This window comes from Microbacterium sp. NPDC096154 (assembly GCF_040302945.1).
In the GTDB taxonomy this organism is placed as follows: domain Bacteria; phylum Actinomycetota; class Actinomycetes; order Actinomycetales; family Microbacteriaceae; genus Microbacterium.
The window spans coordinates 1-25217 of sequence record NZ_JBEOSM010000011.1; the positions used below are offsets into that span (position 1 = coordinate 1).

Annotated in this window: 25 protein-coding genes and 2 pseudogenes; 14 read left to right on the plus strand and 13 right to left on the minus strand. The window is 68.3% G+C overall.

The genetic code is table 11. The annotated features are described in order from the left end of the window. A pseudogene (locus ABTW64_RS15340) lies at positions 1-93 on the minus strand (aminoacyl--tRNA ligase-related protein); the annotation flags it as partial. Between the two features lie 232 nt (positions 94-325). Then, positions 326-766, minus strand: coding sequence for a MarR family winged helix-turn-helix transcriptional regulator (locus tag ABTW64_RS13760; protein ID WP_350623376.1), 441 nt, complete (start codon positions 764-766; stop codon positions 326-328). Positions 767-1384: 618 nt separating this feature from the next. Between ABTW64_RS13760 and ABTW64_RS13765 the strand changes: the two genes are divergently transcribed. Then, the gene (locus ABTW64_RS13765) at positions 1385-1870 is read left to right on the plus strand and encodes an MmyB family transcriptional regulator (protein ID WP_350623378.1); all 486 of its coding nucleotides are present in this window, start codon (positions 1385-1387) and stop codon (positions 1868-1870) included. Positions 1871-1927: 57 nt separating this feature from the next. Here ABTW64_RS13765 and ABTW64_RS13770 read toward each other — a convergent pair whose 3' ends face one another. The 6 genes and pseudogenes from ABTW64_RS13770 to ABTW64_RS13795 form a co-directional block, all read right to left on the minus strand. Then, on the minus strand, positions 1928-2692 hold the full coding sequence (locus tag ABTW64_RS13770; RefSeq protein WP_350623380.1) for an SDR family NAD(P)-dependent oxidoreductase: 765 nt from the start codon (positions 2690-2692) through the stop codon (positions 1928-1930). A 75-nt stretch (positions 2693-2767) separates the two neighbouring features. Then, positions 2768-3589: an alpha/beta hydrolase gene (locus tag ABTW64_RS13775; protein ID WP_350623382.1), complete on the minus strand. Its 822-nt coding sequence runs from the start codon at positions 3587-3589 to the stop codon at positions 2768-2770. Next, positions 3586-3762: a hypothetical protein gene (locus ABTW64_RS13780; RefSeq protein WP_350623384.1), complete on the minus strand. Its 177-nt coding sequence runs from the start codon at positions 3760-3762 to the stop codon at positions 3586-3588. The genes ABTW64_RS13775 and ABTW64_RS13780 overlap by 4 nt, the downstream gene beginning before the upstream one ends. Before the next feature lie 134 nt (positions 3763-3896). Then, entirely contained in the window at positions 3897-4922 is a 1026-nt protein-coding gene (locus ABTW64_RS13785; protein WP_350623386.1) for a zinc-dependent alcohol dehydrogenase family protein, read from the minus strand. A gap of 36 nt (positions 4923-4958) precedes the next feature. After that, positions 4959-5279 (minus strand): carboxymuconolactone decarboxylase family protein, encoded by a 321-nt coding sequence (locus ABTW64_RS13790; protein ID WP_350623476.1) that lies wholly within the window; start codon positions 5277-5279, stop codon positions 4959-4961. 45 nt (positions 5280-5324) lie between these two features. Further along, positions 5325-5720: pseudogene (locus ABTW64_RS13795) on the minus strand ((R)-mandelonitrile lyase); the annotation flags it as partial. Positions 5721-6036: 316 nt separating this feature from the next. Here ABTW64_RS13795 and ABTW64_RS13800 point away from each other — a divergent pair. The 8 genes from ABTW64_RS13800 to ABTW64_RS13835 all read left to right on the plus strand — a co-directional run bounded on the left by ABTW64_RS13800 (position 6037) and on the right by ABTW64_RS13835 (position 13719). Then, positions 6037-6987 carry an aldo/keto reductase gene (locus tag ABTW64_RS13800; RefSeq protein ID WP_350623388.1) on the plus strand — a complete coding sequence of 317 codons (951 nt, stop codon included), beginning with the start codon at positions 6037-6039 and terminating at the stop codon, positions 6985-6987. Between the two features lie 77 nt (positions 6988-7064). Beyond that, complete coding sequence (locus tag ABTW64_RS13805; RefSeq protein ID WP_350623478.1) at positions 7065-7955, plus strand: helix-turn-helix transcriptional regulator; 891 nt, start codon at positions 7065-7067, stop codon at positions 7953-7955. 75 nt (positions 7956-8030) lie between these two features. Further along, entirely contained in the window at positions 8031-8696 is a 666-nt protein-coding gene (locus ABTW64_RS13810) for an SDR family NAD(P)-dependent oxidoreductase (protein WP_350623390.1), read from the plus strand. A 74-nt stretch (positions 8697-8770) separates the two neighbouring features. Then, the gene (locus tag ABTW64_RS13815; protein ID WP_350623392.1) at positions 8771-9541 is read left to right on the plus strand and encodes an SDR family NAD(P)-dependent oxidoreductase; all 771 of its coding nucleotides are present in this window, start codon (positions 8771-8773) and stop codon (positions 9539-9541) included. A gap of 540 nt (positions 9542-10081) precedes the next feature. Beyond that, entirely contained in the window at positions 10082-10381 is a 300-nt protein-coding gene (locus ABTW64_RS13820) for an enolase C-terminal domain-like protein (RefSeq protein ID WP_350623394.1), read from the plus strand. 218 nt (positions 10382-10599) lie between these two features. Continuing rightward, a complete protein-coding gene (locus ABTW64_RS13825; protein ID WP_350623396.1) occupies positions 10600-10791 on the plus strand; it encodes a hypothetical protein in 192 nt (63 codons plus the stop codon). Between the two features lie 605 nt (positions 10792-11396). Next, entirely contained in the window at positions 11397-12647 is a 1251-nt protein-coding gene (locus ABTW64_RS13830; RefSeq protein WP_350623398.1) for a hypothetical protein, read from the plus strand. A gap of 373 nt (positions 12648-13020) precedes the next feature. Next, positions 13021-13719 carry a hypothetical protein gene (locus ABTW64_RS13835; protein ID WP_350623400.1) on the plus strand — a complete coding sequence of 233 codons (699 nt, stop codon included), beginning with the start codon at positions 13021-13023 and terminating at the stop codon, positions 13717-13719. Between the two features lie 131 nt (positions 13720-13850). Here ABTW64_RS13835 and ABTW64_RS13840 read toward each other — a convergent pair whose 3' ends face one another. From ABTW64_RS13840 to ABTW64_RS13855, 4 genes are read right to left on the minus strand one after another with little or no spacing between them, the layout of a single operon-like run. Continuing rightward, positions 13851-14771, minus strand: coding sequence for an anchored repeat-type ABC transporter permease subunit (locus tag ABTW64_RS13840; RefSeq protein ID WP_350623402.1), 921 nt, complete (start codon positions 14769-14771; stop codon positions 13851-13853). Next, positions 14768-15532: an anchored repeat-type ABC transporter ATP-binding subunit gene (locus ABTW64_RS13845; protein ID WP_350623404.1), complete on the minus strand. Its 765-nt coding sequence runs from the start codon at positions 15530-15532 to the stop codon at positions 14768-14770. The genes ABTW64_RS13840 and ABTW64_RS13845 overlap by 4 nt, the downstream gene beginning before the upstream one ends. Beyond that, the gene (locus ABTW64_RS13850; protein ID WP_350623406.1) at positions 15529-16506 is read right to left on the minus strand and encodes a choice-of-anchor M domain-containing protein; all 978 of its coding nucleotides are present in this window, start codon (positions 16504-16506) and stop codon (positions 15529-15531) included. The genes ABTW64_RS13845 and ABTW64_RS13850 overlap by 4 nt, the downstream gene beginning before the upstream one ends. A 60-nt stretch (positions 16507-16566) precedes the next feature. Then, positions 16567-18162: an anchored repeat ABC transporter, substrate-binding protein gene (locus ABTW64_RS13855; RefSeq protein WP_350623409.1), complete on the minus strand. Its 1596-nt coding sequence runs from the start codon at positions 18160-18162 to the stop codon at positions 16567-16569. Between the two features lie 231 nt (positions 18163-18393). On the opposite strand from ABTW64_RS13855, the gene ABTW64_RS13860 reads away from it, so the two are divergent. The 4 genes from ABTW64_RS13860 to ABTW64_RS13875 all read left to right on the plus strand — a co-directional run bounded on the left by ABTW64_RS13860 (position 18394) and on the right by ABTW64_RS13875 (position 23943). Continuing rightward, positions 18394-19110: a CobW family GTP-binding protein gene (locus tag ABTW64_RS13860; RefSeq protein WP_350623411.1), complete on the plus strand. Its 717-nt coding sequence runs from the start codon at positions 18394-18396 to the stop codon at positions 19108-19110. Positions 19111-19182: 72 nt separating this feature from the next. Further along, a complete protein-coding gene (locus ABTW64_RS13865; protein ID WP_350623413.1) occupies positions 19183-21231 on the plus strand; it encodes a TIGR03773 family transporter-associated surface protein in 2049 nt (682 codons plus the stop codon). A gap of 54 nt (positions 21232-21285) precedes the next feature. Beyond that, the gene (locus tag ABTW64_RS13870; RefSeq protein WP_350623415.1) at positions 21286-22752 is read left to right on the plus strand and encodes a choice-of-anchor M domain-containing protein; all 1467 of its coding nucleotides are present in this window, start codon (positions 21286-21288) and stop codon (positions 22750-22752) included. A 147-nt stretch (positions 22753-22899) separates the two neighbouring features. Continuing rightward, the gene (locus ABTW64_RS13875; RefSeq protein ID WP_350623417.1) at positions 22900-23943 is read left to right on the plus strand and encodes a WxL protein peptidoglycan domain-containing protein; all 1044 of its coding nucleotides are present in this window, start codon (positions 22900-22902) and stop codon (positions 23941-23943) included. A gap of 54 nt (positions 23944-23997) precedes the next feature. Here ABTW64_RS13875 and ykgO read toward each other — a convergent pair whose 3' ends face one another. Continuing rightward, positions 23998-24120 (minus strand): type B 50S ribosomal protein L36, encoded by a 123-nt coding sequence (ykgO, locus tag ABTW64_RS13880; RefSeq protein WP_023951906.1) that lies wholly within the window; start codon positions 24118-24120, stop codon positions 23998-24000. A 73-nt stretch (positions 24121-24193) separates the two neighbouring features. Between ykgO and ABTW64_RS13885 the strand changes: the two genes are divergently transcribed. After that, on the plus strand, positions 24194-25216 hold the full coding sequence (locus ABTW64_RS13885) for a GTP-binding protein (protein WP_350623419.1): 1023 nt from the start codon (positions 24194-24196) through the stop codon (positions 25214-25216). Position 25217: the final 1 nt, after the last annotated feature.

Genomic DNA, 25217 nt, shown 5'->3' on the forward strand with positions numbered 1-25217 from the left:
CTGCGTGAACCCGCGCACGCGCGTGAGGCCGTGCAGGGCACCCGACAGCTCGTTGCGGTAGACCGTGCCGTTCTCCGCGAGGCGCAGCGGCAGGTGGTACATGCCGACGAGCAGCCCAGCCCACGTGAAGGCCTCGATGAACGCGATGGCGGCGAAGGCGCGGCCGATGGTGCTCGTGCGAGGGGCGGGCGCGGTGTGGGCGGGCGCGGTGTGGGCAGGGGCGGTCATGGGATGCTCCAGGGCGAGTGGGGGATGGGCGATCCCACACTCTCAGGCCACGGCTATGAGAACGCTCCGCGCCATCCGGAGCCCTGGGGCACGACGGTCAGCCGGTGGGCCTGCTGTGCCGCAGCTTCTGCGTGAGGTCGCGGAGCGTGCGCAGCTCGTCCTCGCTCAGCACCGACATCCGCTCGGCGATCGAACGACCGTGTGCGGTCGCGATGAGGCGGAATTCCTGCGCGCCCTTCTCGGTCGCGGTGACCAGCGCACCGCGCCCGTCTTCGGGATCCGAGCACTTCGTCACGAGCCCGCGCGAGACCATCCGGTCGACGAGGCGCGAGACGCTGGGCTGGCTGATGAGCATGTTCGCGGTGACGTCGCGCAGCCGGGCCGACATGCCGGGGGAGCGCGTGACGGTGAGCAGCACGTCGTACTCGGGCTGTGTCAGCGCCGTGTCGCTGAAGTCGGCCGCGACCTCCGAGAACACCTCGTACTGCGCACGGAACAGGCTCTCCCACGCCTCGACGGCGAGCCTGCGATCAGCCATGACTCCAGCGTATCCGGGAGCCACCTTTTCGTCTCTCATCAGGTGCGGGGACGCGAGGAGGGCGGCAGGGCGTGCGATCGTGCGCGCAGATCGCGAAGCCGGGTCGAGGGATCCGCGACTGGGGCGAAGGCGCTCCCCGCGGGGAGAGCCGCACGGTCCGACCGCAAGAAACCCCCGGCCGGAGAGGCATCCGACCGGGGGTTCTGTCCCTTGCACCAAGAGTGTCCTGCAATCACATGTCCGGCGTCCGCCACAGCAAAACGGCTGCCGGTGGAAGCACTCTATAACGGTGAGGTAACGGGACACAAGGGTTCGTCGTTACTTTTTCGTGATCGCCGAATATCGGCGTGCGCCCGTTCAGTGTCCCGTCTCACGGAAGTTGGCACAGTCTCACGTGGTTGGCACGAATCTCATCGACTTGGCAATTTCTCACGGTTGTTGGCATCGACGTCGGTGTGTCGCGCCGCTAGATCCGCAGAGCGCGCCCTAGCGTCGGTCACGAGTCGGGCATCAACTACTCTCGCCTCGGACGGGCTTCCGGACCGAGGGGCGCGGACCGCCTCACTTCGTCTCGGCCGCCAGGCGATCACCCTTTGGTGTTCGTCGATTGGTGTGCAGATGCTTCTCCTCAGTTCGATTTGGACTCCGCCCAGCGGTGCTGCTGACCACACGCCGCGACGCGTCGAGTACCAGCTCGGAGGTCAACGCGTTGAAGTAGACGCGGACTGGGAGAACGCGACCATCGATGCGATCGGCTCCTTCCGACACCTCGTGGGTGACGACATCACCGACGCCCGCGCTGTCGAGCTCGTGGGGGAGCTCTCGATGGCCAGTGCACGCTTCCGGTCCATCTGGGCTCGACAGGACGTGCGCCAGCTCGCCGGCAACTCCGCGGTCATCCACCACCCATTACTCGGGACGATGCGGTTGCACCGAGAGAAGTTGCCCGTGGACGGGCTGCTCCTGGTCTTGTACTACCCCGACGCCAGTGGCGACGAGGCAGAGAAGCTGCGTCTACTGGCCACCATGGCTGCCAACCATCCTGCAGAGACGGTCCCCGAGACGCCAGGTGCGGGTAACCGCAGCTCGAGCGTGAGGGACTGACGGTGCCAAGCGCCCACAGGGGCCTCGCTTGACACCGCCGGCGATTCCTCCAGCCAGTCAGGCGAGCTGACCACCGTCTACCAGCAGCGATGCTCCGGTGACGAAGCTCGCCCCGGGACTGCTGAGCCAAAGTGCTGCGGCGGCGATCTCCTCCGCTCGCCCCAGGCGCCCGAGGGGAATCGCGGCGACGGACGCGTCGTGATCGAGAGCGCCCGTGCGGACCATGTCCGTCACCATGGGCGTCTCGATGGTGCCAGGAAGGATGGCGTTCACGCGGATGCCGTAGGGGGCGAACTCCTTCGCGGCGCTGCGGGTGAGACCGATGACGGCGTGCTTCGTCGCGTGGTACGCGGCGCGTCCCGGGCCGCCCATGACGCCGCCGATCGAGGAAGTGTTGACGATGGAGCCGGATCCCTGCCCGCGCATGTGGCGCAGCTCGTGCTTCATCGCCGCCCACACGCCGAACTGGTTCACGCCCGTGAGGCGCTGCACATCGGAAAACTCCTCGTCCGCGAGGCCGGCGTAGGGGATCTGGATGCCCGCGTTGTTGAACGCGAAGTCGAGACGGCCAAGATCGGTGATCGTGCGGTGCACGGCGTCCGCCATCTGACTCTCATCCGAGACGTCGCAGGCGACGGTCAGTGCTCGGTGCCCGTGGTCGGCGAGCTCCTGCCCGATACTTTCCAGCGCCGCCGGATCGAGGTCGACGAGTGCCAACGAGGCGCCCGCCTCTGCCCAGGCCTTCGCAGCTGCGAGTCCCATCCCGGAGGCGGCGCCGGTGATCAGTGCGACGGAGCCGGTGAAGTCGTACGTCGGGTTCATGAGTGCTTCTTCCGTTCTGAGAGGGCGGAAAGAGAAGGCGCCGTCACCGAGCATCTCAGTGACGGCGCCTCGCGGTCAGTTCGTCTTGGCCAGCTGACCGGCGGGGTCGAGCGCTTCGGTGAAGAACGACTCGAGCTTGTCGAATGGGATGAGCGTGACATCGTCGTAGAGATCGATGTGACGCGCTCCGGGGACGACGACGAGCTCCTTCGGCTCCGCGGCCTGCTCGTGCACCTTCTCGCTGAACCAGGCGGAATGCGCCTGGTCGCCGGTGATCAGCAGGATCGGGCGAGGGGAGATGGTGTCGAGATAGCGCGCGGGACCGAAGTTGATGTGCGCGAGCCCGCTCGTCGCGGTGAAGGCGCCGATCGACCGCGGGTGCCATCCCCGGCCCTCCCCCTCGACATAGAACTCCCAGAACTCGCCGACGATGGGATTCGGCGCCCCTTCCGGGGGCACCTCGCTCGGGAAGAGCCCGCCATCGAGCGCGGGCTCGCCGGCGTCGACGTCCGCCCAGCGCTGCTGAGCGAGACCGTCCAGCGCCGCGCCGCGGTCCTCGTCGCTGCCCTGATAGAACCAGCCGTCACGGGCGACGCCGGAGATGTCGTACATCGCCGCCGTCGCCACCGCCTTGATGCGGCGATCCATCTGCGCAGCGTTAAGCGCGAAGCCTCCAGACCCGCAGATGCCAATCGCACCGATCTGCTCCCGGTCGACGTAGGGCAGCGTGCCGAGGAAGTCGACACCTGCGCTGAAGTCCTCCGCGAAGATCTCAGGGGACGTGACGTGGCGTGGGGTGCCGCCGCTTTCCCCGTTGTACGACGGGTCGATCGCGAGGGCGACGAACCCTCGCTGCGCGAGCTGGTTGGCGTAGACGCCGGGGCCCTGCTCCTTCACTCCGCCGTGCGGGGGCCGATGACGAGAGCCTTGTGCGTGGCGCTCTCATCGAAGTCCTTCGCACGGTAGAGGTCTGCGGCGATCTCGATCCCGTAGCGGTTGGTGAATCGCACGGCAGTGCGCTGCACCGAATCGGCGAGCGGGAAGATGTATCCGTCTTCTCCAAGAGGCATGTGAGTCCTTTCGCTTCCCCCTGTTGGGGGCTGATTCCAGGTTCGCCGCCGGCTGGGATGCCAGCCAGGGCTCTGCCGCGAGGGGTTTCGCGAGAACCCCTTCTGCTCGCCGCGAGAGCGCGCGAGCTCTCGCGTCAGAAGGTGAGCAGAGCTTTGATCGCGCGGCGCTCGTCCATGGCGCGGTAGGCGTCCGCGGCCTGTTCGATGGGGAGCGTGAGGTCGAAGACCTTTCCGGGGTCGATCTTGCGGTCCCAGATGAGCTGGATGAGCTCGGGAAGGAAGCGGCGCACGGGGGCCGGACCGCCATGCAGGTGCACGCCGGAAAAGAACAGGCTGAGGCCATCGAGGCTCACGTCGTGCGAGACGCCGACGTATCCGACGTGTCCGCCGGGGCGGGTGGACTGGATCGCCTGCATCATCGATTCCTGCGTGCCGACGGCTTCGATGACGCTGTGCGCCCCGAGGCCTCCGGTGAGCTCCTTGATCTTCGCCACGCCTTCGTCGCCGCGCTCGGTGACGATGTCCGTCGCGCCGAACTCGCGGGCGAGCTTCTGACGGTCTTCGTGGCGGCTCATGGCGATGATGCGCTCGGCGCCCAGCTGCTTGGCCGCGAGGATGCCGAGCAGTCCGACAGCGCCGTCACCGACCACCGCGACGGTCTTGCCCGGTCCGGCTTCGGCGGCGACCGCGGCGAACCAGCCCGTGCCGAGGACATCCGACGCGGCGAGCAGAGACGGGATGAGGTCGGCGTCGGGGACACCGGGGGTCTTCACCAGGGTGCCGTCGGCGAGAGGAATGCGGGCGTACTCGGACTGTGCTCCGGTCGGCGCGCCCGGCTGGCGATGGACGCAGTGCGTCTGGTAGCCGGCCTGGCAGATCTCGCAGGTGTTGTCGGAGGCGAAGAACGAGCCCACGACGAAGTCACCGACACGGAGATCCTTGACATCCGAGCCGATCTCCTCGACGACGCCGATGTACTCATGACCCATCGGCATGGGGTTCGTCGCCAGCGGCTCCAGACCTCGCCACGGCCAGAGGTCCGATCCGCACACGCACGCGGCGGCGACGCGGATCACGGCGTCGGTCGGCTCCTCGATGGCGGGGCGATCGCGCTGCTCTACGCGCACGTCGCCGGGGCCGTACATCAATGCTCCACGCATGGTTTCTCCTCTTGGTCAGGGGTGTGGAAGTGGTGGTCACTCGGCGAAGACGCGCTTGGCCACGTCGATCGCGGAGAGGGCTTTGGGCCATCCGGCGTAGAACGCCAGGTGGGTGAAGGCTTCGATGATCTCGGCTTCCGTCAGGCCGTTCTCCCGCCCGATGCGGATGTGCGACTCGAGCTGCACGAAGCTGCCGCCCGTGACGAGGGAAGAGAGGGTCAACAGGCTGCGGTCGCGCTTGGCGAGTTCCGGTCGCTCCCAGATGTCGCCGAACAACACGCTGTCGGTGACCTCGACGATCTTCGGAGCGAAGTCGCCGATCATCTCGCCCAATGCGCTTGGTCCGTTGTCGGTCATCGCTGATTCCTTCCGAATGTCAATCGCATCGGCAGGGCGGACGACGCCTTCGTACTCCGCGTCGGTAATGTGCTCTTTCCACACGGTGGTGGTCGAGGGGTCGTCGCCGCTTTCGAGCATGGCGATGTGCTCCATGAACGTCTCGCCTGCCGCGGCGTGCCAATGTTCCTGCCCAGGTGGCATGTAGAGGGTCTGCCCGGGATGAACTTCGAGGACGTTGCCCTCGCGGTCTCCGAATCGGGCGACGCCCTGGGTGACGCGTAAGTACTGGCCGCGCGCGTGCGAGTGCCAGGCTGTTCGGGCGCCGGGTGCGAACTTGACGATGGCGACCGACATTCGCTGGTCGGCTTCGTGGGGGACTGCGACCATGTCGACCCAGACATCGCCGGCGAACTGCTCGGGCGGGTTCTTCGCCGTTGGGCTTGCCGGTTCAACGTTCATGACTGCTTCCCTTCGCAGTGAGCTCAATGTCTCCCGTCGGACCCCTCGAAAGGGAGGGACAAGAGGTTCGCTCTCATCCACATTGAGCGCGCCTCCGTGCTCGATGGGAGTTCCTGGGTAGACGGGTACCGACAGGGCCCCCCTTCGCTCGACACGCGGCGGTGCAGAGTTGTCGTGACCGTAACGGGGCTGGGCGAGAGCTGCCAGGTTCTGCGAAAACCCGTCGCGACAGCACCCCTTTCGCGGCACTGAGAAGCGGCCGACGTGATCCGCGGCGCCCTAGCGTGAAAGGCGGCAACCGACGAATGGAGCAACCATGCGCACAGTGCCTTTCGGCAGCGACGCCCGACCGGTATCGAACATCATCGCGGGGATGATGCGCATCGCCGGCAGCAGCGACGAGGAGATCCGTGAGATCTACTCCACCGCCCGCGACGCCGGCATCGACTTCTTCGATCACGCGGATCTCTATGGCTTCAACCACCCCGGCGGCCGACCGCATCTCTGCGAGCAGCGCTTCGGCGAGGCGCTGCGGCTGACCGCGTCGGAGCGTGAGCAGATCGTTCTGCAGACGAAGACGACGATCGTCGATCAGGACTGGCACTACGACTCGTCCTACGAGCACATCGTCAACTCCGTCGAGGAGTCGCTGCGCTCACTGGGAACGGACTACATCGACGTGCTCCTGCTGCACCGGCCGGACGCCCTCGTCGAGCCGGAGGAAGTCGCCCGCGCGTTCACCGATCTCGAAAGCAGCGGAAAGGTGCGCTGCTTCGGAGTGTCGAACCACACGCCGCGACAGATCGATCTGCTGAAGACAGCGGTCACCCAGCCCATCGTCGTCAACCAGATCCAGCTCTCGGTGACGCACTCGACCATCGTCGCTCAGGGGTTGTCCTCGAACATGGCGGACGAGGATGACTCCGTCACTCGCGATGGCGGCGGCATCGTCGACTACTGCCGTATCGCGGGCATCCGGATGCAGGCATGGTCGCCCTTCCAGAAGGGGTTCCAGGATGGCGTCTTCCTCGATTCGCCGGAGTACCCGGAGCTGAACGCGCGGCTGCGGGAGCTGGCGGAGAAGTACGACGTCACGCCGACCGGCATCGCGACCGCATGGATCACCCGGCACCCGGCGCAGATCCAGGTCGTCCTCGGCACCACCACGCCCCAGCGGATCCAGGACGCCGCGGTCGGGTCGGATATCCCGCTCACGCGAGCCGAGTGGTACGGGCTCCTTCAGGCCGCCGGGCACAACGTCCCCTGACCCTCCCGGAGGGCTCAGGTCAGACGGGTTACGTCAGGCCCTCCCACCCTTCGCGGCGCAGACGTAGCGTGGAACGCATGGATAACCGATCCGAGGTGCGGGAGTTCCTCATGTCCCGCCGAGCACGCGTCACGCCGGAGCAGGCGGGCGTGGAGACGTTCGGTGACCGTCGACGGGTCAGCGGATTGCGTCGTGAGGAGGTGGCGCGGCTCGCGGGTGTGAGCATCGACTACTACACCCGACTCGAGCGCGGAAATCTGAAGGGCGTCTCCGACGCCGTTCTCGACGCGATCGCGCGAGCATTGAGCTTCACCGCTGCCGAGCGGGACCACCTGTTCGACCTGGCACGTACGGCCAACCCGGTCGGGGTGCAGCCGCAGCGCGCACAAAGGGATACCCCCTTGCGCCCTCAGCTGCAGTATCTGCTCGACGCCATCACCGCGGCGCCGGCCTTCGTGCAGAACAACCGCATGGATTTGCTCGCGGCCAACGCGCTCGGATACGCCATGTACGCTCCGATGTTCAAGGGCACCACCCGCCCGGCCAACTTCTCGCGCCACATCTTCCTCGACCCCTCCGCTCACGACTTCTACCCGGACTGGGATCGCGCGGCCTGGACGAATGTGACGATTCTCCGGCGTGAGGCAGGACGCAACCCGCACGACAAGCGCCTGCACGCGCTCATCGGCGAGCTCTCCACCCGGAGCGAACGCTTCCGCGAGCTCTGGGCGGCGCACGATGTGCGGCGACACTACGCCGGGCAGAAGGTTTTCCATCATCCGGTCGTCGGTGAGCTGGAGCTGCACTATCAGACCGTCGAGCTGGAAGGTGACCCCGGCCTAGGGCTGACGGTCTACCTCGCGGCACCGGGATCTCAGGCCGAGGAGTCGCTGCGCCTTCTCGCATCCTGGGCCGCGTCAGAACGCGTTGCGGACCAGGAAGCACCGGGGCGCCTCACCGCCTCCTGACTCCGCTTCGCGTGCACGTACTGCGCTTTGCGGAGCGTTGACTCCGGCCTCCACCGGCATATCGAAAGGATCCTCATGACCACTCTCGCCATCGTCGGGGCCGGACCCGGCCTCGGACTCGCAGTCGCTCGCCGATTCGGTCGTGAGGGCTTCTCCGTCGCCCTCATCGCGCGCAACCAGGAGAAGCTCGACGACCTCGCCGACAAGCTCGCCAGTGATGGCGTCCGGGCATCCGGCTTCTCGGCCGACGCGCGCGACCGCAGCGCCCTTCGCGCAGCGCTCGACCAGGCCGCCGAGGAGCTCGGGCCCATCGAGGTGCTGCAGTACAGCCCTGTTCCGGCGCGGGAGTTTATGAAGCCGGCTCTCGAGACGTCGCCCGACGATCTCCTCGGACCGATCGAGATGTCGATTCTCGGACCGGTGACGGCCGTCCAGCAGGTGCTGCCGGGTATGCGAGAACTCGGCCGAGGCACGATCCTGTTCCCGAACGGAGCCAGCGCCGTTCGGCCGCGCGGAGCAGTCACGGGAACGTCGGTCGCCTTCGCTGGGGAAAGCGCCTACGCGCACGTCCTTCACGACGCTCTGAAGCCTGAGAACGTCCATGTGGCTCAGCTCATCATCCCGCTCGGCATTGGCGGGGGCGAGCCGGACCACGAGCCGGCGGCGCTGGCGAACCGGCTCTTCACGCTGCACCAGGAGCGGGGCCAGTTCCGCACTTTCGTGCGTCCGCTGGAGAGCTAAGCCGACATCCCGGCGCGTCCTGTCGACGGCTCTCCCCGCGGACGCACCGCCACTGCAACCACAGGAGGATTGTCTTGTCCATCAGCTTCGACTTCACAGACAAGACCGTGTTCATCACCGGGGCGGGATCCGGCATTGGACGGGCGACCGCCGAGGCCTTCGCCCGCGCCGGTGCCGACGTCGCCGTGACCGGCACTGCCGAGGAGCCGTTGCGTGAGACTGCGCGGCTCGTCGAGAAGCACGGACGCCGTGCGCATGTCGTGCTCTGCGACGTCACCGACGGCGAGAGCGTCCAGAAGGCAGTGACCTCCACCGTCGACGCGCTCGGCCCGATCGACGTCGGTGTGAACAACGCGGGGATCGAGCAGCCTCCGAAGCCACTCGCCGAGACGAGCGACGACGAATGGGATCGGCTGATGGCCGTGGATCTCCGAGGCGTCTTCGTGTCGATGAAGCACGAAATTCTCGCTATGGGGGACTCGGGCGGATCGATCGTCAACATCTCCTCTGGAGCCGGTGTCGTGGGCATCAAGGGCCAAGCCGCCTACGCGGCGGCCAAGCACGGCATCTTGGGGCTCACCAAGTCGGCTGCGCTCGACTACGCCGACAAGGGCATACAGATCAACGCCATCTGTCCCGGAATCATCGAAACCCCGATGATGGATCGATTCTCCGGCGGCACTCCCGAGGGGCGCGCCCGCGTGATCGCTCAGGAGCCGATCGGACGGATGGGCACGCCCGAGGAGATCGCCTCAGCCGTCCTCTGGCTCTGCTCCGACCTGGGCGGCTTCACCATCGGCCACGCCTTGGTCGTGGACGGCGGTCAGACCGTCGGCATCAGTTGACCGCGCCCGAGCACGTGGTCGGCCGCTCCTCCGAGACGACCAGCTAGGGCGTGCCTTTCAACTGACCTGGCTGACATAGGGATGCCGGTTGGATGTCGTTTTTCCGGTTACTTTCGGACGACCAGTTCACGGTGATCGCTGACCTGCAGTCCAGCCCCACGGGGGCCGAAAGGGCGACCATTCGCGGACGGTGGAAGCATGGCCGGAGGCGTGAGCTACCGGTACCGGACGGCATCGAGTGGTGGGATCTGCCGCGCACGTTTCCGCCGCGGCAAACGGCGTGGGCATGGCATCGACGGCTTGCTGCCGCCGGCACGTGGGACGTCGTGCTCGATCGGCTGCTGACCGCGGCTGGCACGGTGGATTGGCCGGTGTCGCGGATTCCACGACCGCTCGGACGCATCAGCACGACGAGTACCATCCGCACCACAGGGGGCTTCAGCGAACAACTATAGGGCGCTTGTACGGAGTATGTCCGCTGTGAACGAGGGCGAACCGCGCGACAGGATCACCTCATGACCGGAACTTCTCGTCCGGAGAGTGACGGTTCGAGCACCTGTCTTGTACACGGGGTGTCGCGCTCCGCCCGTGGGCATGGCCGCAGCGATGCATCTTGGCCTAGCCATTCACAACTTCGGCATCCAGGAATACATGCGACACGGGGAGAATACAGACAGCGTCTTCCAGCAGAGCCTCACTTGGTCGGACGGCTACCTGCATCCAGGCGACGAGCCGGGACTCGGCGTCAACCTCGATGTGGACGCCGCGGGCAGGTACCCCTACGTCCGCGCCTACCTGCCCTACAGCCGGCTTGCCGACGGAACCGTCCATGACTGGTGACGCGCCCTTCTTTGCGTTCCGCACGATCGCAGAGTGTCTGCGCAAGCGCGATTCGCAACTGTGTGCTGTGCGACACCGTCCCTTGAGCTCGGAGTGAGGTCGGCTCGAACGGCGGCTGGCTGCTGGGAGAACCTGCGTGTGACAGTGAAAGCGGTGGAACGGGAAGAGCGCGGCGCTTCTGAAGGAGCGGATCTATCTCACCCTCACGGCTCTCGGTCGTGCTCACGCTGAACAGCCACGGGTCCCTGGACCCGGGGGAGGCAGCTCTGACGCTGCTGGTGACCGTCTTCGGAACCCTGTCGGTCGTTTTCACCGCGGATCTCATTTCGCACCTCGTGGCGCATGACCGGTTGATGACGGCAGCGGAGCTACGCCATGCCGCCGCGACGACGTTCGAAGCGTGCCATTGACCATTGAGCGCTCGACTGTCTATCGAGCCCTAGAGCGCCCAGACAACAAGCAGTACAGTCACCGTCATGACGACCGAGCCGCGCGCCGAGGGCTTACTGTCGGCTGCTGAGGCGGCATACCTGGTCGAGTAGAGAGAGGCCGCCATACCCCTTTCTCGGGTCTCCCGCTCTTGCCCGGCGAGTTCGCCACGCGCGACCGCCGCCAGCGTCTCGGCTAACTCCTCGGCCGTGAAGAGTCCCCTCCACCCCGCCGCGTACTGGCATCAGCGGTTAGCCGCGCGCGCGTTAGGCGCGATGCCGGTGTTCGCTTGAGCCCGGCGTTAGCGCGTTCCTCGCCTAGTAGCGGACGAGCGAACGCCGCTAGCTGCTAGCCGCTTGTTCCTGTCATTGGAGGCGCCGGCGGAGAGTCGCGGCGGCACAGCATTGCTCTCCGGCAATAGCATCGCGCTAACGAAAGGGCGCGCGGCAATGCAGAAGGAAATGTCTTTCCTCATCGACACGAATGTGTTATTGCTGCAGAGCCATTCGCCGGCAACCTGGAGTCGCTCCACTCGTCGGTCGGGCAGTTCCTTCGGACGGCCAGCGAGCACGGCCACAAGGTCTATGTGCACCCCGCAACGCTCGATGATCTTCGCGAGACGAAGGACGCTACACACCGTGCCCAAAACATCGCCGCATACGGGAAGTACGCCGCCCTCGCCGAAGTTGAGGTCCCTAAGATTGTGCGCGCCGTTTTTCCGGAGCAGCCGGGCCTCAACGATCGACGAGACGCGAGGATCCTCGCGGCGCTCCATGCGGATGCGGTTCGATTCCTAGTCACGAACGACGAAAAGCTTCGACGACGTGCGATTGCTCTAGGGCACGAGCCCCGGGTGCTGCGCCCCGGGGAAGCCGCGGCGCAACTTGCGGCATGGCATCCATCAGCACCACCTCCGCCGCCTTCGGTCGAAGAACTGAAGACTTACCAGCTCGACACGACGCAAGGCATCTTCGATTCGCTTCGCAAGGATTACGCCCCTCATTTCGACAGATGGATCGCGACGGTGAAGCAGGAATCCGCCGCGCGGCGCGCGTGGGTGGTCCGTGACGCGGAGGGAGCGTATGAAGCGATCGCGCTCGTCAAGATGCGCGACGCGCACCCGACCAAGCCGGGTTGGGACGCGATCAAGTTGTCCACCTTCAAGGTCGGCGAGCAAGCATCTGGGAGGCGGCTCGGTGAACTCCTGCTCAAAGCCGCGCTCCGCTGGGCCGCCGCGGAACCGGGGGCACCGAGCGAGATGTTTGTCGAGGTCAAGGACAAGCAGGACCGACTCGTCGAGTTCCTCGGCGATTTCGGGTTCGAACGCGCATCTGACAAGGCGGAGGATGAGGGTATTTACTTGAAGGCGCTCAGGCCCGGCAAGCCCACGGCCTCACTCGACGGACTCTCGCATCACATCGCATACGGCCCGCCTGCCATCCGCGCCGGTCAGCCGATCTTCGTCATCCCCATCACACCGCAGTGGTACGAGGATTTGTTCCCAGACGCGACGTATGTCAGTCCCTCTCGAACCGTCCTTCCGGGAACGTTCACGTCGCCGAAGGCCCATGGCAATGCGATCCGCAAGGCATACCTTTGTCACTCCCCGACGAAGCGCATCCCTCCGGGAGCGACGCTCCTCTTCTATCGCTCACAGGGCAACGTCCCTGGTGACGGAGCTGTGGTCGCCGTCGGCGTGGCAGAGCGGTCCCTACGCTCGGACGATCGGAGGCCACAGCCGAGGTCACGGTGTCCGGCTTCATGCGCACGGACGAGTACACGCAGGAGTACTCCGACGTCGTCGAATGGACGCACGGAGAACTCTACGAGCCGATGATCGGCGTCGACGTCACCGAGACTGTCCGTATCGAGGCCGAGGTGCTTCTGTCCGTTGACGGCGAGCAGGCCTGGGTTGAGACGTACACCCTCCAATGGGTGAATTAGCGGGCTTCGCGTAGCGCAATCTGACGAGGAGCTCCGAGCGTACATCCCCGACAAAAGCGAGCCCGAGTTCCTTCGAGACGCAGTCGAGTCAGAGCGCGTTGTGCACGACTTTCTGCGGGATCTGTGCACACTCGGGACCTGCACAAGCACTTAGCCCTCCGTGGGCGTCGATGCGCGGCGTTCGTTCAGTCGGAAGTGAGCGCGCGGGGATGTCGGTAGCTGCCGTTACCTTCAGGAGCCCGAGCTAAGGAGACGCCGTGTCGTCAGTGTCTTACAACTACCCGGTCGCGATCTCACGTCTCACGGACGGCGAGCTATCTCGTGAGCCGCAAAACGCTCGCGCAGTCCGTTGGCTGCTGGAGCAATCCGGCGGCGCGGTGGTCGTGGTGACTCCCCGGCGCGAGGTGGATAGCCCGGTTCTCCAGCAATTGATCGCTCAACCGAGCGTGCGGCACGTGACCTGGCGGGGATTCTCCATCGGCATGCTGTCGGGGCGAGTCCTCCACGCCTGGCCAAGTCGCGAGCACTTCCAGAAGCTCTGGGGTCACGACCTCGACGCGCTTGCCGTGATCGAGTGGAACGAGGACGAGGCTGCTGAGTGGATCGAAGATGCGAATCCCGTCCAGTTGTTCGCGGACCGGACCGTGGAGCCGGTCGCGAGGCGGGATGAGGTCGAGTGCGAACCGCTACCGAACGGCGTCGACGGCATCCTCGAGTACGTCGCGGCGATGGCGGCCGGATACTCGACCGGTCTCAAGTGGAACGAGGAGGACAAGCTGAAGGCGGACATGATGAACCGGCCCGATCGCTGGGTGCCGATCACCGTCGACCAGGTGCGCGCGAAGTGTCGTGCGCTGAAGATGCGTCCCGATGACATCGACACGATCGCCGGCTTCCTGCAGCGACGCAAGGAAGGGCGACGATTCAACGTCCGCAGTAGCTACAAGACGTTCTCGTTCAACTAGCTTGTGCGAGCCCCGAACACAGTTGCTGACATGTTTCGTGAGAAAAATCGCGGCGGGCCGCTGCCGTAGCGCCCGCGTGATTCCGCGCGCGATCCGTCTCACTCATTGCCAACCTCCTTGAGAAGGGACATTCAGGATGCCGGGCCGCTCATCGCCGGCACGGCGGCCCGGGCGGCCCCGGCGGGGGAGTGCTCCGCGGTGCGCGAGCGCTGGCGACGGGCGATCAGGCCCTGGCGCGGGCTGAGGAACCAGGCGGCCAGGAAGACGACCGTCAGCACCAGCACGATGGTGCCGCCGGTGGGCAGATCCCAGGACCACGACACGTAGAGACCGACCAGCGCGGCCAGGCCGCCGATCGCCGGGGCGAGCGCCATCATCACGCCGAGCCGATCCGTGAGCAGCCGCGCGGTCGCGGCGGGCGTGATCAGCAGCGCCAGCACGAGGATGTTGCCGATCGTCTGCACGGAGATCACGACGGCCAGCGTCACCAGCACGTACAGCACCAGGTCGAGCCAGAACACCGGCACGCCGAGCGCGCGCGCCGACTCGCGGTCCAGAGAGATCGTGACGAACTCCTTGTGCAGGCCCAGCACGGCCGCGATGACGACAAGGCCGGTCGCCGCGACGACGATCACGTCGGAGTCGGGGATGCCCGTGATCGCGCCGAACAGGAACTGCTGCAGGGAGCCGGCGTACCCGGGGGCCTGCGAGATGATCACGATGCTGAGGGCGAAGGCGGCGACGAAGAACACGCCGATGATCGAGTCCTCCTTCAGCCGCCGGTTCTGCGAGAACACGGCGATCAGGATCGCCGTCGCGATCCCCGCGACCGTGCCCCCGAGGACGAGGTTGCCCGAGACGACGAACGCCACGGCCAGGCCGGGGAACACCGCGTGCGCGACGGTGTCGCCGATGAAAGCCATGCCGCGCAGCACGACGTAGCTGCCGACCACGCCGCACACGATCGACGACATCACCGCGACCGCGAGCGCCTTGGGGAGGAAGGCCAGGTCGGGATTCAGCAGGTCGGCGAGGAAGTCCAGCGGGTTCATCGGGCCACCGCCGTCATCATGCGCACGAGCGCAGAGTCGGCGCCGACGCCGAACGCGGTCATCCAGGGCGACGGATCGGCGACGAGCTCGGCCGGGGTGCCGTCGGCGATCACGGTGCGGTTCAGCAGCACCATGCGGTCTGCGGAGTCGGCCGCGTTCAGCAGGTCGTGGGTGGTCATCAGCACGGCGCGTCCTTCGTGGGCGAGGTCGGCGAACAGGGCGGACAGCAGCTCCTGCGTCGGGATGTCGAGGCCGGTGAACGGCTCGTCCAGCAGCAGCACCGACGGGCGCAGGGCGAGGGCCCGTGCGACCAGGACGCGCTGGCGCTGCCCGCCCGACAGCTGCCCGACGGGGCGATCGGCGAGCGTCGTCATCCGCACTCGGTCGAGCGCGTCGGCGACGGCCTCCCAGTGCGCGGCGCCGGGACGGCGGAGGAGCCCGAGCCGGCCCGTCAGACCCGTCGCGATCACGTTCGCGACCGAGATCGGGAAGTCCCACGCGAACTCGTGGCGCTGGGGCACGTAGCCGACGGGCACGCGGCCCGGCCGGGCGGGGCGTCCCTCCACGAGCAGCCGGCCGCGCGCGGCGGCCTGCAGCCCCAGGATCGTGCGCAGCAGCGTGGTCTTGCCGGCGCCGTTCGGGCCGATCAGCGCCACGAGCTCGCCGCGGTCGACTGTGAGTTCGACGTCGTGCAGCACGCGCCGGCCGCCGAGATCGACCGCGACGTCCTCCACCCGCAGCGCGATCTCGGACGGGGTCATTCGCCGCCTCCGCCCGGGGCCTCGCGGATATCGCGGCTCCCGGCGGTGCGCTCTGCGAGCACGCGCCGCCGAAGGCGGCTGCCGCGCACCAGCGCCACCACGACGACCACGATGGCGGCGGATGCGACGACGATGGCGACGATCGCCACCGGGCCGAGCGCATCCTGCGACACGTCCCCCGTGCCGTGGCCGGTATCGCTGCCGGCTTCGGCCCCGGCGGACGGCGCATCCTGTGCGGTCTGGCCGCTCCAGCTCTCGGCGAGCGCGTCATCGGGCGACGTCGCGCTGCCGACCGCGAACCGGATCCGCTGCGCGTCGGAGACGTGGCTGCCGTCGATGAGATCGGCCTCGGCGGTGAGCTCGAGCAGGTAGACGCCCGGCTCGGTGAACACCCAGTTCGCGTGGGTGTGCGTGTTCACATCGACCCAGACCGGCTGCGGCTCCGTCACGCGGGAGTCCCACAGCAGCTGCGGGTCGCCGAACGAGCCGGACTGCAGGTACGTCGTCACGACGCCGGGTCCCTGCACGCCCGTGAGTGACAGGGTGATGCCGCGGTCGATCGTCTGCATGACCTCGGGGTCCTGCGTGTTCCATCCCAGCCAGACGACATCTGGATTCTGGGTCTGCGGCACGACGTACACCTCGCTGCCCGCGTCGGCGCCGATGAAGGCGTAGGCCGGATCATCCGGCACGGTCAGTCGCGCGGAGTCGATGACATGGAGCACGGTCTCGTCGGGGTAGCGCCAGACGCTGGTGGCGTCCGCATCGGCGCGCGCGACGTCGTCGTGGATGAGGAAGCGCCAGGCGCCGTCGTCGAACTTCGGCCCCATGTCCACGTGCCCGACGTCGAGCACGCGCTGGCCGTGCACGACCTCCAGCTCGTCGAGCGTCTGGTCCAGATCGGGCTCGTCGGTCGCGCCGAACGCGGCGGAGGGTGTGAGCAGGAGGGCGGCTGTCAGCGCAGCGGCTGCCATGGCGCGGCGGGATCGCGGTGGGCGGGTCATCGGGGCGGTGCTCCTCGGTCGTCGGGGCGTTCATCGGGGGTCGGTCTCGGTCAGGCAGTCGCGGAGCGAGTCGGCGTTGGCGCGCATCATCTGGACGTAGCCCGTCACGGCGGAGTCGAACGTGTCGCCGTAGATCGGGCAGACGGCGATGCCCTGCTCCTCGGCGACCTGCGTGAGCGTCGAGGAGCGAGCCGCGAGGTTCGGCTCGAGGAACACCGCCGGGATTCGCAGCGTGCGCAGCGTCTCGGTGAGCTTCTTCCGATCCGACAGCGACTCCTCGGCCGACGGGTTCGGGGTGACGAAGCCGGCGACGTCGAGGCCGTAGGCGTCGGCGAGATAGCCGAACGCGTCGTGCGTGGTCACCAGGCGGCGATCCTCCTCGGGGATCGCGGCGAGCGTGTCGCGCACATACGTGTCGGTGTCCTCGAGCTCGGCCAGGTAGGCCGCGGCGCCCGCCGCGTAGTCCCGCGCGCCGTCGGGGTCGGCGGCGATCAGCGTGTCTCGGATCAGCTGCACGTACGCCATGGCGTTGCGCACGTTCTGCCAGAGATGAGGATCGATCTCCCCGTGCACGTGCTTGCCGAGCACGGCCTGCGCGAGCTGGTACACCGGCTGGCCCGCTCGCCCGAGGAAGGAGAACTGTGTGCCGCCCGGGATCTCGGCGAGCGCCCTCGCCGGAACGTCGATCACGACCTCGTCGGCGGCGTACGCGTGCTGCGTGTGCTCGCCCCCGCCCTCGGGGTCGAAACGCACCTCGAGGCGGTCTTCATCGACGTTCGCCGTGAGATCCGCGTGTCCCTCGTCGAGGATCACCGCGTCGGCGATGCCCTGCTGCCTCGCGGCATCCGACGGGTCGACGCCGACGGCGAAGGTGAAGGTCGCTTCCGAGAGGTCGATCGGCCGCTCGGTCTCGGCGACCTGGAGCTGCGCTCGCAGGGTGAGCGTGTACACGCCCGGCTCGGTGAACGCCCAGGAGAGGTGCGTGTGCGCATCCGCGGGCAGCGACATCGTGTCGTCGCGGTAGCCGTTGGCTGCATCGAACCCGTCGGACGAGTCGAAGTAGACGTCGGTGTCGCCGAACGAGCCGGTGAGGTAGGCGTACACGTCGCCTGGACCTGTCGCGGAGGTGGCGGACAGCATCACCTCGGACGTGCGCGTCGCGCCGTGGCGGGCTCCGTCGCCGTGCGCGCGGAGGCCGAGCCAGACGGTGTCGAGGTTGACGTTCTCGACGAGCGGGATGATCTCGGCCGCGTACTTCACGGCTTCCTCCGCGAGCGACACGCTGACCGCGTCGTCGCGCAGGTTCGCATCGAGCGTCTTGATGACCGCCTGCTCCTCGAGCATCGCGTAGTTCGAGAAGGCGACGTCGGCGTACGCGACGTTGCGCGCGTCGCGCAGCGTCGGCTCGTAGGTGTGGGGATCGCCGTTGTCCGGCACGAGCGAAACGACGTCGATGCGATCCCCTCCCACGTTCTCGACGAGGTCGCGCAGGATGCCGGTCGTGGTCACAACGCGGACGCCGTGGGAGTGCGCGGGCAGCAGCGGCTTGGTGGCACAGCCCGCGAGGAGCAGGGCCGCGGCCGCGGCCGCGGCCGCGGTCGCGGCTCTGCGCGCACGCGGGGACATCCCACCACGGGTGGACGTGAGGGCGGATCGGATCATCGCGGCTTTCGGTGTCGGGCCGCCGGGCGCGTGGGCCCGGACGGATGTGCGGAACGTGCGGCCGCTCCGTCCGACCCCGACAGCAGGGCGGAGCGGCCGCTCCCCGGCGAAGGTCCCCACCTGTGCCGGCCCCGGGCGGTCGGGGCACGCAGAGGTCGGCCACCGAGGTCTAATGAGAATCATTATCATCTGGATGTGGCGATTCGGCAAATGCGGCAGGCCGCGCTCGAGGGGAGGCGGTTCATGCGCGCGGAACGGATTCCGGTGATCGGCGTGACCGGTTACCTCGGGGCGGGGAAGACGACGCTGCTGAATCACCTCCTGGCCCGGCCCGGAGCGCGCCTCGGGGTCGTCGTGAACGACTTCGGGGAGATCAATGTCGACGCCGCGCTCGTGACCGGGCAGATCGACGAGGCCGCGTCGATCGCGGGCGGATGCATCTGCTGCCTGCCGGATGCGGGGGGCCTCGACGATGCTCTCGCGCGGCTCACGGACCCCCGGCTGGGCCTGGATGCGGTTCTCGTGGAGGCCAGCGGGGCCGCCGACCCGCTGGCCCTGGCGCGTCTCATCCGATTCAGCGGCGTGGAGCGGGTGCGCCCGGGCGGCCTCATCGACGTGGTCGACGCGCGCGAGCATGAGCGAGCCGTCGACACCGGCGCGGTCGCTCCCGCGCGGTTCGCGGCGGCGACGCTCGTCGTCGTCAACAAGCTCGACTGCGTGCCGGCAGCGCGGGCTCGTCGCGATCGGACTGCGACTGGACCAGGCGCAGGTGCACGCGCGCCTGCAGGCGGTCCTGCGCCCCGTGGGCTCGAATGCCGTCGGCGTGCAGGAGGGGGTGCGGCGCCTCGAGAGGCACCGTCGGCTGAGCGAGTGGGCCGCGCTCGGGGACTTGCTTACGGCGGCTGCAACTGATAATCATTATCAATAACGTTTGCGTTCCCTGGCAATCGTGTGCGTCCGATCGATGACTAGAGAGACCCGTGCATGTCCGTGGTGAGTCGCCCATCCCTCCGTTCCGCTTCTCGCCGGCGCTTCCTCGCGCTGGTGGGGGCAGCCTGCGTGCTGCTGTCGTCGGTCACGGGTCTGGCCGCGGCCCATGCCACCGAGAACCGCCTGGTGCTCGACAAGCAGCACACCGACGCGCTGAGCGTGCGCTACGACGACGGATCGCTCGTCCTGAAGACGCGCGCCGACCTCGATTCGGGCTCAGGCCAGGTGCTCGACCCGCAGAGCGTGCTGTTCCACGTGACGGATGCGCTGAAGGACACGGCGCCCGACCTGCCGGAGTTCTCGTTCCTCGGTGAGCCGGGGACGCCCATCTGGAAGATCCCGCAGACGTATCAGCCGGGTGTGCTGTGGGCCGGGTGGGAGACCGAGAGCCTGCCGCGGGGCGAGTTCACGGGCGAGGTCGTGCGGATCGCGCTTCAGGATGTGACGGGGCCGGGGCGCGTCGAGCTGTACGTGAACGACGTCGAGGGGCCGCGCCGCGTGCTCAGCTCCACGGAGACGAGCCTGCGCACGATCACGGAGAACGTCGGCGCGCACACGCACGCGAACTGGGTCTTCACCGCGGCCGGGACGTACGTCTTCACGTTCGTCGCGGAGGCCGACCGCGTCGGCGGCGGCGTGGCGCGATCGCAGCCGCAGACGTACACGTTCCAGGTCGGGACGGCCGACGCGTCTCCGTCGCCGGCGCCCACCTCCAGCTGGTCGGCGACACCCGTGCCCACGCCGGGCGCCACGGAGACTCCGACGCCGAGCCCCACGGCCTCTTCGCCGACGACGCCGACTCCGTCGGCTCCCGCCCCTTCGCCCAGTGTGCCCGCCCCCTCGGCGCCGGCCGATCGGGATCCGATCGCGATCGACCCGACCATCGCGCCCTCCGAAGCACTGCCCGCGTCCGATCCGGCATCTCTCACCGAGGGGTCGCGCGGCGATGTCAGGCTGTCGGCTGAGAGCGTCGCGCCCGGCGGGCAGATCACGGTCACCGTGCCGACCGCCCATGCCTCGCACTGGGTGTCCGCCTGGCTGCTCTCGACCCCGACCGACCTCGGGTGGAAGCAGGTGAACGACGCCGGGACGTTCGCGGTCGCCGTGCCGCCGGACGCCGAGCTCGGCAGCCACCGTCTGGTCGTGCGCGACCGCACGGGCTCCCTCGTCGGCTGGAGCGAGCTGCAGGTCGTCGCCGCGCCCGCCGCGGCCGCCGCGCAGTGCGTCGCCGCGCCGGCGGCGACCACGACCGTCGAGACCGGCAGTGTCGATGTCGTCACCTCGGGGCACTACGACTTCGGGCCCGTCGCAGACGGCTCGGGCCTGCGGGCGCTCGTCAAGGACGACCGCACGTCGCCCGCGCAGTGGGTGGATCCGAGCACGCTGGTGTTCCACCTGACCGACGATGCCTCGGCGCAGGCGCCTGGTGGGGCGTTCGACTTCCTCGGCTCGGGCACGGTGTGGCAGATCCCGCTGACGCAGCAGCAGGGGGTGCCGTGGCTCGGCTGGAACACCCAGCACCCCTCGATCGCCGGCAACGCCGCCGGTCCGGTGACGCTCACCCTCGACGGCCTCGAAGGGCCCGGCGAGCTGGCGGTGTACTCGGTCGACTCGTGGGGCCAGATGGGGGAGCGCTACTTCGGGACCGTCAGCGGTTTCCCGCGCAGCACCAGCATCGAGGTGGGTGCCTCCGGCGTGCACGTGCACGGCATCTGGGCGTTCACTCAGCCCGGGGCCTACTACGCGGATCTGACGTTCGCGGGCACGATCGGCGGACAGCGTGTGAGCGCGACGTCGACGCTGACGTTCTTCGTCGGCCCGGGCGACGCGAGCTCGGCCGCCCGGCAGCAGACCGTCACCACGCAGGCCGCCCCGACCGCGGATGGAGCGGATTGCGCGCCGTCGCTCGCCCAGACCGGATTCGCGGACTCGAACCTCGCCGACGACCTGATGAGCGTCGCCGGGATCGCCATGCTCGTCGGCCTGGCGCTGCTGGGCGCCTCCGCGCTCGCCCCGCGGCGCCCCGAGCGCCGCGTGGTGTGAGCCACCCCACGAACCGAGAAGTACGTCACCACCAAGAAGAAAGGATGTCGCACCATGACATCGCTGTTGACCAGGCCGCGCCCTGCCGTGGCCACGGGGGTCGGGCTTGCCCTGGCCGCCTCCCTGCTGGGAGCCACGGCCGCGCACGCGGCGGGCCCCTATGACGATCGGAATGTCCTGTCGCAGGGGCATGCGGACGCGTTCTACATCGAGAAGGACGCCGCCGGCGAGCCCGCGCTCGCGATCCACTCCGACGAGTTCGGCACGCACGCACCCGAGGAGTTCGTGATCCAGGGCAAGCCCTCGGTCGCGTCCCGCACGGCCGGCGCATCGGTCGCCTCCGTGCTCGGCATCGAGTCGGGCGCGAGCTACTACCTGCTGCCGCAGACCAACCAGCCCGGCCAGGTGTTCCTGGGCTTCGGATACGACACGGCCGACTACCCGGCGGGATCCATCGAAGTCACGCACACGATCACCGACTTCGAGGGCCCCGGCACCTTCGCGGCGTGGCAGAACGGCGACGAGGGGCCCGTGGAGTGGCTGAACAGCGCCAAGGACGACTGGTCGTTCACGAGTACGGCCAACCACGAGCACCTCAACTGGGGCTTCACCGCCGAGGGTGAGTACACGTTCGACGTGACGTCGACGTTCAGCGACGGCGGCGTCGAGAAGATCGCCGGCCCGCAGACGTACACGTTCTTCGTCGGCGAGGACCTGCCGCAGGACGCCGAGCCCGAGCCTGGCGCCACGAGCCTCAGCATCAGCGGAGTCGCGGCGCACTACCACACGGGCAATGTCGCGTCGCTCACGGCGGTGCAGTCGCCCGAGCCGGTGTCGGACCACTTCCACTGGTTCACGCGAGCGAGCGCTGACGCCGAGTGGACCGCCGTTGACGGCGCCTACACCGACTCCTACGGCTTCGTCGTGACCGGCGAGCAGCAGGTGAAGGCCGTCGTGTACGACCACGACCACAACGCGATCGCCGAGAGCGACCCGGTCCAGATCCACGTGGACGACCACGGGAGCACCCCGGGTGTGGGGCCGGAGATCGCGGTCAGCCTGAAGGACACCGAGGGTGCGCTGGTCATCAGCGTCGCCGCGGACAGCAAGCGCAGCGAGCTGAGCGACCTGAAGCTGAACCCGCAGGCCGACCGCTACGTCTCGGACGGCGCGATCGGCGGCATCACCGTCGCCGACACGCGTGCGGGCAGCCCTGGCTGGTCCGCCTCGGGTCGTGTGCGTGAGCTCGGCACCGTCGACGGCGCCGTGCTCAGCGGCAAGTACCTCGGCTGGACCCCCAAGGTCGTCAGTGCCTCCGACGGGCAGCAGGTCGCTGCGGGCCCGTCCGTGAGCACGGGCTTCATCGAGGGCAGCGGCATCAGCGGCTGGAGCGTGCTGGGCTCGGCCGCGGCGGGCTCGTCCACGGGTACCGCGGTGCTCGGCGCCGATCTGCACATCGAGGCGCCGACCACCACGCAGGTGGGCGACTACGCGGGTGTCGTGCTGATCACCGTCATCTGAGCACCGTCATCTGAGCACCGTCATCTGAGCACGTCCATCAACACCGTCGTCGGGTGTCAGCGAGCCTCCGGGCCGCTGGCACCCGACGCGCACGTCAGGAGCACCCCCGCGATGTCCCTCTTTCGCACCGCAATCTCTCACGTCGCCGTGACCGCCGCGATCCTGAGCTCTGCCCTCCTGCCATCGGCGGCGGGTGCCGCGACGCACGTCGCGACCGGTCTCGCCCCAGCGGCCGCCGGTGCGATCGAGGAGGTGGCCGAGCCGGAGGGCCCGGAGGCATGGGCCGTCGCTCCCGCGAACGCCGAGGGGCCCGATGGGCGGTCGAGCTTCGACTACGTCGTCGAGGCCGGCGACACCTATGAGGATCACGTCGCCGTCCGCAACTTCGGCGAGGAGCCGATCACGGTCGAGCTCTATGCGCAGGATGCCGTGCAGACCGTCGAGAACGCGTTCGAGGTGCTCACTCCGGATGAGCGGGGTCGCCGTGTCGGCGCCTGGCTCACGCTGCACAGCACGGAGGTCACCGTGCCGCCTCGGGAGAACGTGGTCGTGCCGTTCGCGATCGCCGTCCCTGCGGATGCCGAGCCCGGCGATCACGCCGGCGGCATCGTCGCGGTGAGCGAAGCCGTGGAGGGCTCCGGCGCGTCGATGCAGTACCGGGTCGGTGCCCGCATCCACCTGCGTGTCGCGGGCCCCGTCGAGGCGGGGCTCGAGGTCGACAGCCTGGCGGGCCGGCACGACACCCGGCTTTCCCCCTTCGCCGCAGCCCCTCTCCACGTCGACGCGACGCTGGAGAACACGGGAAACGTGCGTCTCAGTCCTGACGCGCTGGTGCGCGTCGACGGGATCTTCGGGTGGTGGTCCGCCACCGCCCCCGTCGAGGGCATCGAGGAGATCCTCCCCGAGGGAGCCCAGGCGGCCTCCGTGACCGTCGACGAGGTGCCGCCGATCGGCCCGCTGTGGGTGACGGTCGAGGTCGCCGGCGTGCAGTCGACGGGACAGGATGTCACCGAGCTCGCCGAGATCACGACCCGCACGATCGTGGTCTGGGCTGTGCCGTGGGTGCTGGTCGTCGCGGTCGCGCTGCTGCTGGCCGCGGTCGTCCTCGCGATCGTCAACCTGCGCAGGCGTCGCCGTGTCGCCCGCACGGAACAGGCGGAGCCGGGGGAGTCGTCCGAGCCGGGGGACTGAAGAGCATGGCCGCGCGATCCCGCGACGCGGGGTCGCGCGGCCATGGTCGCGATGTCAGCCCTGGCGCCCCTTGAAGCGCGGGTTGAGCTTGTTGATGACGTAGACCCGTCCCCGGCGGCGCACCACTTGCGCGCCGGGCTGGTTCTTGAGCGACTTGATGGATGCTCGTACCTTCACAGTTACCTCCTATTGATAATGGTTATCATTAGACCATGTGTGTCGCGATGACGCACGCGTGAAGGGGGAGCTGATGGATCAGACGGATGTGGTGGCGGTCGTAGGGACCTGCGGTGCGGAGCGCCTGCGGCACGCGAAGCGCCTCGCGGTCGGCAGCGGCCGCGCGTTCGTCCCTGCGCAGCGGCTGCGCAGGGCGGAGGATCCCATCGCCGAGTCCCTGGCGCTCGCGCGCTGGAACGCGCGAGACGACGGAGTGGTCGTAGAGTTCCCCGACGACGCGCCTGTCGCGGAGATCATCGGCGCGTTCGCGGAGGACGACGCGACGCGCCTGACCGGCATCCTCTGCATCGTCGACGCCGCGCACCTGCTGGCGGACCTCGGCGCCGGCGTGTGCCCCCGCGCCGGGCGCCGTCCGCCGCGCGCGGCGGACGGCGCGCATGCGATGCGCACTGTCGCCCAGCTGGAGTACGCGTCGACGATCGTGCTCGTGAGCTGGGAGCGACTCGACACCCACGCGCTCTCCGCCGTCATGGCCCTGGTCTGCCACCTCAGCCCGCACGCCCGCTTGCGTCTGCACCGCGGTCCCGTCGAGCCGACGCAGCCGAGGAGCGACTACGACGCCGAGCAGGAGCGGCCGGGATGGATCAGCCTGCTCAACGGAGAGTTCGATCCGCACATGACCGACCCCCGGGTGAGCGCTTTCCGGTACGAGAACATCCGTCCCCTGCACCCGCTCCGGTTCAAGCACCTGCTCGACGAGCGGATCGAACGCGGCGAGTTCGGCACGGTCGTCCGCTCCGCCGGCTTCTGCCGGCTCGCCACCCGCCCGGAGGTGACGGCGCTGTGGAGCCACGCCGGCCACGCCATCTCGCTCGAGCCGGCTGGATCCGACGCGGACCTGAGCGACGACGAGGAGATGCTGGCCTGGGGGCAGGACCTCGCATTCATCGGGCTGGACTTGGATCATGCGGCCCTCCGGGCCGCGCTCGATCTGGCCGCGCTCAGCGACATCGAGCTCGCGGCCGGTCCCAAGGCGTGGGTGCGCTACGAGGACCCGTTCCCCGTATGGCGGCACAGCCCCGACCACGCGGAATGAG